Below are 13,804 nucleotides of genomic sequence, written 5' to 3' on the forward strand. Positions count from 1 at the left end.
GCGCTATGGCGCAGACGATCCCCTCGCTGAAGGATAAATTTAAAAAAGACTTCCTGATCGGTACCGCGCTCAACAATGCCCAGATCGATGAACGGGACCCGCAAACTACCGCGTTTATCGAGCGCCAGTTCAATGCAGCAACGCCCGAGAACGTCATGAAGGCCGGGCCAATCCATCCGGCCTGGGATACATACAACTTTGAGATGGCGGACAAACTGGTGGAATTTGGCCGGAAACACAACATCAGGATCAACGGTCATACGCTGATCTGGCACAGCCAACTGCCCCTCTTCGTCCGGGGAATCCATAGTCAGGATTCGATCCGAACGTTTTTCACCAACCATATCAAAACCGTTGCCGGACGCTACGACGGGAAAGTGTTTTCGTGGGATGTTGTCAACGAAGCGCTCAATGAGGATGGAACCCTGCGGAAATCAGTTTTTCTGCAATACCTCGGCGACGATTATATCACGGAAGCATTTCGGCTGGCGCAACAGTCGTCGCCCAAATCGGAGCTGTACTACAACGATTACAACAACGAACAACCCGCCAAGCGGGCTGGCTGCATCAACCTGATCAAAAAAGTGCAGGCGGCTGGTGTGCGCATCGATGGCGTCGGCATTCAGGGGCACTGGCACGTCGGCAAAATACCCCTGGCCGACATTGAAGAAAGCATCAATCAATACGCGGCACTGGGCCTGAAAGTGATGTTTACCGAGCTGGATATCGAAGTGCTGCCCCGCAATTTTCAGGGGGCCGACGTAGGCCAGCGGATGGTGGCCAATGAGCAGTCGAATCCGTATGCTGCGGGCTTACCCGATTCGGTGCAACAGCAGTTAGCCGCCGATTACGAAGCCTTGTTCAGGCTGTTTCTGAAGCATAAGGACAAGATCAGCCGGGTTACGTTCTGGGGCGTCAACGATGGCGATAGCTGGCTGAACAACTGGCCAATCCGGGGCCGAACCAGCTATCCGCTGTTGTTCGACCGCAACAACCAGCCCAAACCCGCTTTCGGGAAGGTCATCGCCCTGACGAAGTGAGGCTCAGTTTAGTAATCTGTTTTTGTCATCCCGAGGAACGAGGGATCTTCGGGTAGTACGTAAAAGATTGCCGCTAGCGAAGGTCCCTCGTTTCTCGGGATGACAAAAACAATAGCAAGACAGAAGTTTAAACAGTTTATTAGAATGATATACCAATCTCTTATACAACGATCGTACAAAACCATCACGCTGGCCGCTCTGACGGGCTGCTCGCTAACCACACTTGCGCAGACCAACGGGGGGAAAACGCCGAAGGATAAGCCCCTTGTATCGCACATTTACACCGCTGACCCATCGGCCCACGTCTTTAACGGCAAAATTTATATCTATCCCTCCCACGACGTCGATGCGAAGAATGTCAAGGAGGACGATGAAGGTGGTCATTTCGCCATGCGCGACTACCACGTGTTGTCGATGGACAGGATCGGGGGCCCTGTGAAAGACAACGGCATCGCGCTCGACATCAAAGACATTCCCTGGGCGGGCCGCCAGCTGTGGGCGCCGGACGCGACCTACAAAAACGGCACGTATTACCTTTATTTTCCGGTGAAAGACAAGCAGGATGTGTTTCGGATCGGCGTAGCGACTAGCAAGAGCCCAACAGGCCCGTTCAAGCCGGAACCCACTCCCATTAAAGGAAGCTACAGCATCGACCCCACCGTTTTTCAGGATACCGACGGCAAGGCGTATCTGTATTTTGGTGGCATCTGGGGCGGTCAGTTGCAACGGTGGGATAAGAATCAATACAACCCCAAAGGTGCGTTGAAGCAGAAAGACCAGGTGGCTTACCTGCCCCGCGTAGCCCGGCTGAGCGCCGACATGAAATCATTCGCCGAGCCCGTTCGGGAGGTGCAGTTGCTGGATAAGGCGGGCAAACCGTTTCTGGAGAAAGACAATGACAAACGCTTTTTCGAAGCGGCCTGGCTACACAAATACAAGGGTAAGTACTATTTCTCGTACTCAACCGGCGATACGCACAATCTCTGCTACGCCATCGGCAACAATCCGTACGGTCCCTTTACGTATCAGGGTGTTCTGCTCAAACCCGTTCTCGGCTGGACCAACCACCACTCCATCGTACAGGTGGGCGACAAGTGGTACCTGTTCTACCACGACGTTCAGCTCTCCGGAAAAACCCACCTGCGGAATGTGAAAGTAACCGAGCTGACCTACAATCCCGACGGTACGATTAAGCCGATCGACGCGTATAAGTAAGCGTTCTTTTCGACAGGATGAACAGCCGGGCCGACGCTTCGGATTGACATGATTTGACGGCGATTTATTCTGTCATCCCGACGAAGGAGGGAACTTCGGGAATGGATATTTTACTGGTTGTAATCGAAGGTCCCTCCTTCGTCGGGATGACAAAAAGCTCCTTGCTAGTTATTCGCAAAATCTTAAACAGGTCCTTAACAACCCTGAAAATCCGAAGCGTCGGCCTGACTGTCAATCCTGTCAGAAAACCCTAAATCTTAACCTCATGAACAAACTCAGCTCCTATGCCCTGATTGCCCTGACAGTTGCCTTTGTGGCACCCGAAAAAGGGCTGAAAGATTACTACAAAAATTATTTCCCCATTGGAGTGGCCGTCAACCCCCGGATGGTGCAGCCTGGCCCCGATGCTGAGTTGATCAAGGCTCAGTTCAACAGCATGACGCCCGAAAATGCGATGAAAATGGGGCCGATCCATCCCGAAGAAAATCGCTACAACTGGAAGGATGCCGACGCCATTGCTGAATTCGCCCAGCAGAATAACATCAAACTGCGGGGACATACGCTTTGCTGGCACAATCAGACACCCCGCTGGCTGTTTACCGACTCGACCGGCAAAACCGTGAGCCGTGAGGTGTTGCTGGCCCGGCTGAAAAAGCACATTACCGACGTCATGGGGCGGTATAAAGGGAAGATTTACGCCTGGGATGTCGTCAACGAAGCCGTTCCGGATACCGGCAAGGGTGTGTACCGTAAGTCCAGATTCTACGAGATCATCGGGGAGGATTACATCGAAAAAGCGTTTCAGTACGCGCACGAAGCCGACCCATCGGCGCAGTTGTTTTACAACGATTACAATACGGAAAATGCCTCGAAGCGGGAGCGTATCTACCAGCTGCTGAAGAAACTGAAAGACAAAAAAGTACCCATCAATGGGGTAGGCTTACAGGCGCACTGGTCCATCTATGAACCGACCCGGCAGGAGCTGGAGGAATCGATTACCAAATTTGCCAGCCTGGGCCTGAAAATTCAGTTCACGGAAGTTGACATATCGGTGTATCCCAAAGAACACGAGCGCCGGGAACGTCGTGATACGGATAAGAGCGAGTTTACGCCGGAGATGGATGATAAACAGGCGGCTCATTACAAAATGCTGTTCGAGGTTTTCCGTAAACACCGCGATAAGATCACGGGCGTTACGTTCTGGAACCTGACCGACCGCTACTCCTGGCTGGATAATTTTCCGGTTCCGGGCCGCAAGGATTACCCGTTGCTGTTCGATCAGAACGGCAAGCCGAAGAAAGCCTACGAAAGCGTCGTGAAATTTTGAGCATGTAGCCAAAAGTAGTGTTCGACGGTACTGAACATGTCCAGATTCCGAAAAAATAACCGAATGTCCTTCCGATTCATCCGCACCATTAGTCTGTTCATGATCAGCCTGCATCTGTCGACGCCGATGCAGGCTCAGCTTCGTTTGCCCGCCCTGGTCAGCGATGGCATGGTGCTGCAACGGGATGTACCGCTTACCATCTGGGGATGGGCAACGCCCGGTGAGCGGATATCGGTACGGTTCAAAAACAAGAACTACAAAACCGTAACGGAAGCCAGCGGCCAATGGCGGATAAAGCTGCCACCGACTCCGCCGGGAGGGCCATTCACCATGGACATTTCGGGTAACTCACAACGCCAGCTGAAGGATGTTTTAGTCGGCGACGTGTGGTTTTGCAGCGGACAAAGCAACATGGTCCACCAACTGAATATTCATGACGTCACGTACGCGAACGATATTGCAACCGCAAATTATCCCCAGATTCGCCAGTTCTGGATTCCTACCCTGACCAACTTACAGGGACCTCAGGCCGATGTTCCGAATGCGCGCTGGAAAGCGGCCGTCGGCGAAGACGTTCGTCCGTTCTCGGCAGTAGCTTATTTTTTCGCCCGAAAATTGTTCGAGAAATACCATGTACCGATCGGGATTATCAACGCCAGTGTGGGCGGCACGCCCATCGAGGCCTGGACGAGCGAAGCGGGGCTAACCGATTTTTCGACGCTCGAAGCCATCATCAAAAAGAATAAAGACACGACTTATACAAACAGCCTCACCCGACGCCAAACGACAACGCCCCGAAACCCGGCTCCGCCCGCCGATTTGGGGCTTGCGGGCAGCACAAAGTGGTACGAGCCCTCTTATGTGCCTAAAGGCTGGCGTCCGATCAATGTTCCGGGCTATTGGGAAGATCAGGGAATCAACGAGTTGAACGGTGTGGTGTGGTATCGTAAGGAAGTCGATATACCCGCTTCGATGACCGGCAAGCCCGCCCGGGTGTTCCTGGGTCGGATCGTAGATGCCGATGAACTCTACATCAACGGCAAACAGGTTGGCAAAACCACGTACATGTATCCACAGCGTCGATACCCCGTTCCCGCCGACCTGTTGAAAGCGGGGAAGAATGTGTTTGTGGTCCGGGTCACCAACATGGCCGGAAAAGGCGGGTTCGTGCCCGACAAACCGTACTGTATTTTCGCCGGTGCCGATACCGTCGATCTGAAGGGCACCTGGCAGTACAAAGTAAGCGTCGCCTATCGACCCTCTGCCGGTGGCAGCGTTGGTGGAGGCTTAAATGCGCAGAATCAGCCGACAGCGCTCTACAATGCGATGGTCGCTCCGGAAATCAACTACGCGCTGAAAGGATTTTGCTGGTACCAGGGGGAAAGCAATGCCGGTAAACCGCAGGAGTACGCAGCCTTGCTGCCTGCCCTGATCAATGACTGGCGAAGTCGCTGGAAACAGGGTGCGTTGCCCTTTCTGTACGTGCAGCTTCCCGGCTTTATGGAGTACAATTACCAGCCGACGGAAAGCAACTGGGCACTGCTGCGGGAAGCCCAGCTCCACGCCTTATCTGTAGCCAACACAGCCATGGTCGTGGCCATCGACCTGGGCGAATGGAACGACATTCACCCGGATAATAAGAAAGATGTGGGGGAACGACTGGCGCTGGCGGCTATGAAAACGGCTTACGGCGAAAACCTTGTTTATTCGGGACCCCTATATCGATCGGCCACGGTTGACGGCAATAAAATCGTGATCAACTTTTCGAACGCTGGTAGCGGATTGACGACCAAAGATGGCGAAGAGCCCGCTGAATTCGCCATTGCGGGCCCGGACAAAAAATTTGTCTGGGCGAAGGCTAAAATCGAGGGGGCCAACGTGATCGTGTGGAGCGATGAAGTGCCTTCTCCGCAGTACGTTCGCTACGCCTGGGCCGACAACCCCGTCAACCCCAACCTGTACAACAAAGAGGGCTTACCGGCTTCGCCATTCAGGACCGATAAGTGAGAACGACCAAAGGAGCATTCGACTACGCACGATTACCGGCTGCCCATTTTTGGATCAGCTGGAGCACTTCGGCGTTATTCGGGTGCTCCTCCCGATGCTCACCGATTACCCGTTCCAGGAGCGGAGCCAGATGCGGGGGAATGTCGACCCACTGAAAATTTTTTTCTCCTGCCGAAGGCGGATTAGCCTCCAGCCACTGTCTGAGTTCATCCATACCACAAACCTAAGCAGGTATTATCCATTTCTGAACCGGTTGGCTTACCAGGCAGCCCTGGCCCGAAGCTGGCGGGATCGATCGGAGGGCGCTGTGGTGCGGTTCATGCACGAACAGCTGGCTCGTTATGTACAGGAGCGTATTAATGAATTTACAGAGGAGGTAAACTGAATCAGCGTTCACGTCTATTTTTGAGTAGATTAATTAAAAATTCACTTCCGGTAGTTGAGCCAAAAGCCTGCCCATGAACGTCGACCTGTTGGATGATAATGTTCTTTGGCAACGATTCCGGACAGGAGATACCGTTGCTTACGATCAGCTTGTTCTCCGCTTTTATCAACCTCTTTTTCGCTATGGGACTCGTCTGGATCCCGATGAGGAATACATTAAAGACTGTATTCAGGATGTATTCGTCGAACTCTGGCAGCGACGGAAAACGGTCAGCGAAACGGAATTTGTTAAATTTTATCTGCTTAAATCGCTTCGTCGACGCATCTTTCGGGGACGAGCCAAATGGGGTTCCAGTTGGGCGCCCGTCGATGATACGTATTACTTCGAGGTAGAATTCTCCATCGAAGCAAAACTCATTACCCAGGAAGTGGCGCATGGTCAGGCTCAGCAACTGGAAACGTTGCTCAATCAACTTTCCCGACGGCAAAAAGAAGTCATTTTCCTTAAATTCTACCAGAATCTGACCCATGAGCAGATCGCCGAGGTCATGTCCCTGAATCGCCAGTCGGTCTACAACATATTACACGAGGCTCTTCAAAAACTGCGGAACGCCTGGCAGGGCGATATGGCTTTTTTACTGGGGCTACTCGGCCTGCTGGTGTAACGATCCGAATAGTCAAGCGGTAGAATCTCGCACAATTTTTTCAAAAAAAATCCATATCCCATCCAGTAGGATCGGTAGGGCGACTGCATGTTGGTTATAGAGGCTAGGTTTTAGCTTACTCCTTCATGAAAAACTACCAGGATTACCAGTTAGAAGATTTTTTGGCCGATGAGTCCTTCAACCGCTGGGCTCGCCAGGAAAGTCCCCCTGCCGAGTGGGAGTTTTGGCATGACTGGCTTAGGCAGCATTCCGATAAGCAGGACATTGCCAGGCAGGCCAGTCTGATCATTCTTGGCCTTGGGGTTAAGCCGTATCGGGACATCCCGGAAGCAGATTTGGAGGAACAGATCAACCAGATTCGATTACAAACCCATCAAAAACGCACATTGAGCGCCTGGTCACCTAACCAGTTTGTCTGGTGGATGAGCGCTGCAGCTATGCTGTTGCTCGCGTCAGTCATTGGCTGGCTAACGTGGGAAACACGCCCTACGGTCAGCCAGCCCATCTACAGCCAGCTGGTTCAGGCATCATCGATTGCTTTAATTGAGAAAGTAAATAACACCCAAGCTCCCGTATCCGTGCGCCTGCCAGATGGGAGTGTTGTACGGCTGCAACCCGCGAGTCGCATCAGTTTCAGCAAGCTGGGTACGGAAGACAAACGGGAAGTCTATTTAACGGGCGAAGCCTTTTTCACCGTACAGAAAAATCCACTCAGGCCTTTTTATGTACATGCGAACGAAGTGGTCACCCGGGTGTTAGGGACCAGTTTCACGGTAAAGGCCTTCGAAAATCAAACAGATGTGCAGGTTGCCGTACGCACAGGGCGAGTCTCTGTTTTTGCCCGAAATGATTGGGAACGTGCCGAGGAAATCAACAGGGATGTACCCGGGCTTGTGCTGACGCCTAATCAGCAGGTGGTTTTTAATCGTCAGGCGGGCAGTTTCCACCGATCAATCAGGCCTGATCCAACCATTATCAGGCACCACTTTGCCAACGATGTTTTTGTCTACGATGAAACCGCAGTAAACCAGGTTTTTGCCCAGTTGGAGGAGGCTTACGGGATCGACATCGTCTTCGACGAGCAACTGCTGAAACACTGCACGCTGACGGCAAAATTTCAGGATGAGCCGTTACTGGAAAAACTTGACCTGATCTGCAAAACCATAAACGCTTCCTACCAAATCGTTGATGCTCAAATCGTAATTAACGCGCCAGGATGCTACTAACGCTATTTTTTTTACCCTTTTACTCAAAAATAACCCGATGAAACAAACTCGACCTTTACGAGATTTTGCACTACTGTTCCTAAAAGCCCCCCTGGTTCAGGGTTGTATACTCATCCTTTTTTTTGCGGGCATGGCCTATGCCACCACTGTGGATGCCCAATCGCCACTCGATCGCCAGATCAGCCTGCAGATGGAGAATGTGACCGTAAAAAATATGCTGAAAGCCATTGAACGCGAGGCCGATGTTGAATTTATGTATAGCGACAGGCTGATCCAATCCGGTCGCAAGGTCTCACTGACGGTGGCTGGTGAGCGGCTATCGGCAGTGCTTGAGAAACTCCTGCGCCCCCTGCAGTTGAGTTACCAGCTAACCGGTAAACGTATTCTGCTAAACGTGTCCAGTCCGGACATGATCGTTGTACCCAGGGCCCGTCAGGTTTCAGTGAGCGCACCGGCCGACCGCATCGTGACCGGCACGGTCACCGACGATACCGGTGAGGGGCTGCCGGGCGTTAGCGTCGTGGTGAAGGGAAGCCAGCGCGGCACGACAACCGATGCCCGGGGCCAGTTTCGACTGTCGGTTGCCGAGGAAGGATCGCCGGTGTTGGTGTTCAGCTTTGTGGGCTACCAGAGTCAGGAGGTTCCACTGGGAAGCAGCACTCAGGTGACGGTCAAGCTGGTCAACGACGACAAAACGCTGAACGAAGTAGTGGTGGTGGGATATGGGACGCAGAAGCGCGAAGCGGTAACGGCCGCGATTGCATCCGTGCCGATGTCCGAAATCAGGGACATGCCCGTGTCGAACGCAGCTACGGCCCTGCAGGGTAAAATTGCCGGGGTTGTCGTTCAGCAAACCAGTGGTACACCGGGTAGCACCCCTGCCATTAAGGTTCGAGGTTTCGGTTCGATCAGTGCCGGAAATACGCCCCTGATCGTTGTGGATGGAAACATCGTAGACGCCAACGTATTTAGTCTGCTCAACAGTAACGATATCGAAAGTATCGATGTATTGAAAGATGCTTCCTCGGCGGCTATTTACGGGTCCAAAGGCTCGAATGGGGTGATTCTGGTCACAACCAAACGGGGTAAGAATGGCAAAACCAACGTCAGTCTGGATGTTTACACGGGCTTTCAGCAGGTCACTAAAAAGCTGGACCTGCTCAACTCACAGCAGTTTGCTGAATTTGGTAAAGAATCGTCCAATAACGCCTACATTGACAATGTACCCGGCGCTTCGGTCAATGACCCCAACAGCGCTCGACCAACGTCCTACCTGCGCTATCGCTACCCGCGGGGTGAAGTGTATGACTGGTTTAACTTCGACGATCCAACCCGAGTGGCTAACCTACCTTACCATGACTACCAGGATATGATTTTCCGAAAGGCTAGCATCAGTAATTACCAGCTTGGCGTTTCGGGCGGTACCGACAAGGCACGTTATCTGATTAGTGGTGGCTACCTCAAACAGGACGGAATCATCAAAGGCTCGACGCTCGACCGGTATACGTTGCGGGCTAATGTCGACGTCAATATCACACCTGACTTGCGCGTGGGTCTGAACATCAACCCCTCGTTTAAACAACAGCAGGAGGTAACGGCCGAAGGGCACTGGGCCAACAACGGGATCATCAATGCGGCTCTCTCCGCCATGCCGATGGCGCCCATATACGCGGCTGATGGAACCACGTATTCGTCGCAGACCGAACTGGCCGCCCCCTATAACTATCCGGGGATAACCAATCCCATCGCGAATATCACGGAAAATCACAGTCAGTATCAGCAGGCGAACTTGCTGGCCAACGCGTATGTGGAATACAGCTTTCTGAAAGCCTTCAAATACCGGGCGTCGGGAAACATCAATTACACAGGGTATCGGCGGAATGGGTACCGGACTTCGCGAATACCGCTCAACCAGTTATTGCCACCCAACGCAGCGGTTGGTCGGGCCGAGTCGGAGCAGGGCCTGAGCTGGTTGTTCAACCAGACCCTGACCTACAGTAAAACCTTCAACGATGCCCACAATCTGGATGTACTGGTGGGTATGGAGTCGACACGCTACCAGTATCAGTACAGTTTGGGTACGGGGAGTTCCTACGCGAACGACGTTGTCGAAACCCTGAACGCCAGTGCCAACGGAACCACGTCGACCATCACCTCGTCGGCACGGGCCAATGCCTCTACGTCTTACTTTGCCCGCCTTACGTACAATTACAAAAGCCGGTATCTGGCCAATATTTCGGTACGTCGGGATGGATCATCCATCTTCGGACCCGAAAATCGCTGGGGGACGTTCCCGGCGGGTTCGGTCGGCTGGCGCTTTACGGAAGAAAATTTCATGAAAGGGATTAAGGCCCTGTCGGAGGGTAAACTTCGGGTTGCGTATGGATTCTCGGGTAACAATGCATTCGGTAATGATTTCTATCCCTATGCAGCGACCCTCCGGACGGACAATTACTCCTTCAATAATGCGCTGGTCAATGGGTTAGCGCCCGGTTCGCTGGGTAACGCCAAATTAGGTTGGGAAAAGAGCCAGCAGTTCGATGCGGGTATTGATCTGGGCTTACTCAGCAACCGGATCTACCTGATCGTCGATTACTACCAGCGGATAACCAAGGACTTGCTTTTGTCCGTAAATGTGCCCACCGTAACGGGCTTTTCCTCGGCGGTGAAAAACATTGGCAAGATGGAAAACAAAGGCTGGGAGTTTGCGCTCAATACCCGTAACCTGACCGGGGCCTTTGTCTGGAATACCAGCGCGAACCTGTCCTTCAACCGGAATAAAGTGCTGGCGCTGGGGCCCACGGGCGACCCGATCCGGAGCAACAGCGGGGTCGATCAAACGAACATTACCCAGATTGGATCGCCCATCGGCAGCTTTTATGGCTACAAACAAATCGGGATTTTCCAGAGCCAGGCCGATTTGGACAGCTATCCACATGATGCTACGGCCAGACCGGGCGACGTAAAATTTCAGGATGTAAATGGAGATGGTAAAATTACGGCCGACGACCGAACCCTGATCGGCAACAACCAGCCCAAATTCATTTATGGCCTGACGAACAGCTTCAGCTACAAGGGCTTCGATCTAAGCCTGGCGCTTCAGGGAACGCAGGGAGGACAGGTGCTGAACCTGAGCCGACGTTTCTTTGAAAACCTGGAAGGGAATGCCAATCAGATCACAACCGTATTGACGCGCTGGCGGTCGGAAAGTAATCCGGGCGATGGGGTAACCCCACGCGCCAATGCCCGGACAACGGGGAATAACAATGCCGTTTCCTCCCGCTGGGTTGAAGATGGTTCGTACCTGCGGATTCAGAATCTTAGCCTGGGATATCAACTGCCCAAAGCCCTGCTGAATAAAGCCAGAATCCAGCAGGCGCGGGTGTATGTCACGGCTCAGAACCTTTATACCTGGACCAAATACCTGAATTATAATCCCGAAGTGAGCAACTACGAAGGCCCATTAACTGGCGGGGTTGACTACGGCTTCTATCCATTAGCAAAAACCTTTACGATTGGTCTCAACCTGGGTTTTTAAACACGCCTTTTTACGACCTAACTGCCCAGGGCCAAGGCCATGGCTAAACCGAAACGACAACAATGAAAGCAAAAAAAGTATACATATCCCTGCTGGCCAGTCTGTTTCTCAGCTCCTGCAGCAAAGAGTTTCTGGATCTAAAGCCCATTTCATCGGCCACCTCCGATAATTTTTACCAGACAGCCGACGATTTTAAAAATGCGGTAAATGGCGCCTATGCCTCGCTTCAGTCGGGCGGTGTGTTTGGAAACAGTTATGTCTTTGGCGACGTTGCTTCCGACAACACAGTGCCGCCGGCTTCCGGCTCGGTAACCGATCAGGATGAGTTCGATCGGTTTTACATCCGAACGACGAACCCATTTATTTCCGGACGCTGGAATGACAGCTATTCGGCCATAGCCCGGTATAATACCATCCTGGATAAAATCGGCGGAGTCAAGATGGATGAGACGTTAAAGAACCGTTACGTAGGCGAAACAAAATTCCTTCGGGCACTGGTCTATTTCAATCTGGTTCGCACCTTTGGCGATGTACCCCTGATCCTGAAATCGATTTCGAATCCCGACGAAGGCTACAATTACGGTCGGTCGCCGAAAGCCGATGTGTACGCACAAATTGAAAAAGACCTGATGGATGCCGAGGGAGTTTTACCCGTTTCGTATGCCGCTGCGGAGACAGGCCGTGCCACCAAAGGAGCTGCGAAGGGGCTGCTTGGGAAAGTCTACCTGACTGAGAAAAAATATGCTCAGGCAGCTGCCAAGCTGAAAGAAGTGATCGATTTAGGGGTGTACGACATTTTGCCGAATTATGCAGATGTGTTCAGAGTAGCCAATAAAAACAATAAGGAATCGGTATTCGACGTGCAGTACAAATCGGGCGGTTCCGGCGAAGGCAACGCCTGGCCGAACTCTTTTGCTCCTGAAAACTCCGGCAATGCCGTCATCGCGTTTGGGGGAGGGGGTAATAACCAACCCACTGCCGACCTGGTGAATGCCTACGAAGCGGGCGATAAGCGCAAGGATATTTCCCTGGCGACTTCCTACGTGAATGCCAGCGGTCAGACGATTCCCTACAACTATGTGAAGAAGTACTATGACACCCCTGCTACCATTAACGATAATGGAAACAACATCCCCGTTATTCGCTATGCCGACATTCTGCTGATGTACGCCGAAAGCATCAACGAAGTTGGCTATCAGGCCAATGGCGAAGCGTTGACTTATCTAAACCGTATCCGGAACCGGGCGGGGTTGCCCAGCAAAACGGCAGCCGATCTTCCAAACCAACAGGCCTTTCGGCTGGCCATGGAGCAGGAGCGTCGGGTCGAGTTTGCCTTTGAAGGTCAACGCTGGTACGATTTGGTTCGCACGGATCGGGCGATTCCGGTACTGAACGGCAAAAAGGATCAGATACGCCTGGTGAACGTGCTCACGGAGAACAACCTGGTCGATCCAATTCCACAAAGCCAAATCGATATTAATCGGACGAAGATTCAGCAAAACCCAGGGTACTAATCCTGATCACCGGTCTTTTGAAAAAGGGAGCAACTTCGTGTTTGTTCCCTTTTTACGTTTAGCCGCGGGATAAGGTTACTAGTATCTGATTTCAATTCCTGTTTATTCTAGTCGGTTGCAGACTCTAGCTAGCGCCTGTTTTGCTGTATTTTGTCCTGGTTAAGCTGCTCATGAACAGGCCTGTTCGCGAAAAACAACTAAATAGAATAGCCCATTAGCCAACTCATTAATGAGTTGGCTAATGGGCAGTCCACAAACTCGACTCACTCGGATCGGTCATTTCAGGCCGTCTTCAATATTCTCGCGAACATCTTTGGTCGCTTCTTTAAATTCTTTGATGCCGTTTCCCAGGCCCCGGGCCAGCTCGGGGATCTTTTTGGCACCAAATAACAGGATCAAGGCCAGGAAGATAAAGATCATTTCCTGTCCGCCTAATCCCATAATAGCATAGATGCTTGCTGTAATCATGATTCTTGTGATTTAAATGGATGAAAAATAGAAAGTTTAAAACTTGACGTTCCCGTCCTGAGCAGCCACCCGTGTCGAAACGACTGATCCACTGTAGTCATTCCCAGCGCATCTGTCCGACTAACTTGATTCGACTACAGGACAAAGGTAGAGGGTGTTTCCTACCCCCTGTTAGCACAAATCGGCCATATCACTAGCACAAATCGGCCAATGTTAGCCAATACCCACCTGGATCGCTCAACTTCGTCCGAAATACGTCCATAACTTAGCCCCAGCGAAATACAGTATCACCCGGAACATTGATGGCCGTCAAACGCCATCCTGTTTCTTTCTCGCCAGACATTGCCAGATCAGTTAGACTGGATGAGATCCAGGCGAACCTATTTAGTTGGCTGATTGGAGCTTATGACGTATTTTTAA

At 52.1% G+C, this 13,804-nt stretch carries 10 protein-coding genes; 9 read left to right on the top strand and 1 reads right to left on the bottom strand.

From position 1 onward, the window contains the following. Window positions 1–5 precede the first annotated feature (5 nt). The 9 genes from ACYVC2_RS17085 (at window position 6) to ACYVC2_RS17125 (ending at window position 12,916) form a co-directional block, all read left to right on the top strand. Window positions 6–1,040, top strand: a complete 1,035-nt coding sequence (locus tag ACYVC2_RS17085; RefSeq protein ID WP_461107168.1) for an endo-1,4-beta-xylanase — start codon at window positions 6–8, stop codon at window positions 1,038–1,040. Between the two features lie 144 nt (window positions 1,041–1,184). Then, entirely contained in the window at window positions 1,185–2,255 is a 1,071-nt protein-coding gene (locus tag ACYVC2_RS17090; protein WP_461103865.1) for a glycoside hydrolase family 43 protein, read from the top strand. 265 nt (window positions 2,256–2,520) lie between these two features. After that, window positions 2,521–3,582, top strand: a complete 1,062-nt coding sequence (locus ACYVC2_RS17095; RefSeq protein ID WP_461103867.1) for an endo-1,4-beta-xylanase — start codon at window positions 2,521–2,523, stop codon at window positions 3,580–3,582. Between the two features lie 63 nt (window positions 3,583–3,645). Next, on the top strand, window positions 3,646–5,589 hold the full coding sequence (locus ACYVC2_RS17100) for a sialate O-acetylesterase (protein ID WP_461103869.1): 1,944 nt from the start codon (window positions 3,646–3,648) through the stop codon (window positions 5,587–5,589). Between the two features lie 49 nt (window positions 5,590–5,638). Next, window positions 5,639–5,974 carry a hypothetical protein gene (locus tag ACYVC2_RS17105; protein WP_461103871.1) on the top strand — a complete coding sequence of 112 codons (336 nt, stop codon included), beginning with the start codon at window positions 5,639–5,641 and terminating at the stop codon, window positions 5,972–5,974. 73 nt (window positions 5,975–6,047) lie between these two features. After that, window positions 6,048–6,638 (top strand): RNA polymerase sigma factor, encoded by a 591-nt coding sequence (locus ACYVC2_RS17110; protein WP_461103873.1) that lies wholly within the window; start codon window positions 6,048–6,050, stop codon window positions 6,636–6,638. Window positions 6,639–6,799: 161 nt separating this feature from the next. Further along, window positions 6,800–7,864, top strand: a complete 1,065-nt coding sequence (locus tag ACYVC2_RS17115) for a FecR family protein (protein ID WP_461103875.1) — start codon at window positions 6,800–6,802, stop codon at window positions 7,862–7,864. Between the two features lie 37 nt (window positions 7,865–7,901). Then, entirely contained in the window at window positions 7,902–11,402 is a 3,501-nt protein-coding gene (locus ACYVC2_RS17120; protein ID WP_461103877.1) for a TonB-dependent receptor, read from the top strand. Window positions 11,403–11,464: 62 nt separating this feature from the next. Then, a complete protein-coding gene (locus tag ACYVC2_RS17125; protein WP_461103879.1) occupies window positions 11,465–12,916 on the top strand; it encodes a RagB/SusD family nutrient uptake outer membrane protein in 1,452 nt (483 codons plus the stop codon). Window positions 12,917–13,192: 276 nt separating this feature from the next. On the opposite strand, the gene ACYVC2_RS17130 is transcribed toward ACYVC2_RS17125, so the two are convergent. Next, a complete protein-coding gene (locus ACYVC2_RS17130) occupies window positions 13,193–13,384 on the bottom strand; it encodes a Sec-independent protein translocase subunit TatA/TatB (RefSeq protein WP_461103881.1) in 192 nt (63 codons plus the stop codon). Window positions 13,385–13,804: the final 420 nt, after the last annotated feature.

It is taken from the genome of Spirosoma koreense (assembly GCF_054777875.1).

What these genes read in the sequence shown, in the direction of transcription:
- ACYVC2_RS17085 (WP_461107168.1), top strand. Translation starts at nt 6, where the DNA reads ATGGCGCAGACGATCCCCTCGCTGAAGGATAAATTTAAAAAAGACTTC.
- ACYVC2_RS17090 (WP_461103865.1), top strand. Translation starts at nt 1,185, where the DNA reads ATGATATACCAATCTCTTATACAACGATCGTACAAAACCATCACGCTG.
- ACYVC2_RS17095 (WP_461103867.1), top strand. Translation starts at nt 2,521, where the DNA reads ATGAACAAACTCAGCTCCTATGCCCTGATTGCCCTGACAGTTGCCTTT.
- ACYVC2_RS17100 (WP_461103869.1), top strand. Translation starts at nt 3,646, where the DNA reads ATGTCCTTCCGATTCATCCGCACCATTAGTCTGTTCATGATCAGCCTG.
- ACYVC2_RS17110 (WP_461103873.1), top strand. Translation starts at nt 6,048, where the DNA reads ATGAACGTCGACCTGTTGGATGATAATGTTCTTTGGCAACGATTCCGG.
- ACYVC2_RS17120 (WP_461103877.1), top strand. Translation starts at nt 7,902, where the DNA reads ATGAAACAAACTCGACCTTTACGAGATTTTGCACTACTGTTCCTAAAA.
- ACYVC2_RS17125 (WP_461103879.1), top strand. Translation starts at nt 11,465, where the DNA reads ATGAAAGCAAAAAAAGTATACATATCCCTGCTGGCCAGTCTGTTTCTC.
- ACYVC2_RS17130 (WP_461103881.1), bottom strand. Translation starts at nt 13,384, where the DNA reads ATGATTACAGCAAGCATCTATGCTATTATGGGATTAGGCGGACAGGAA.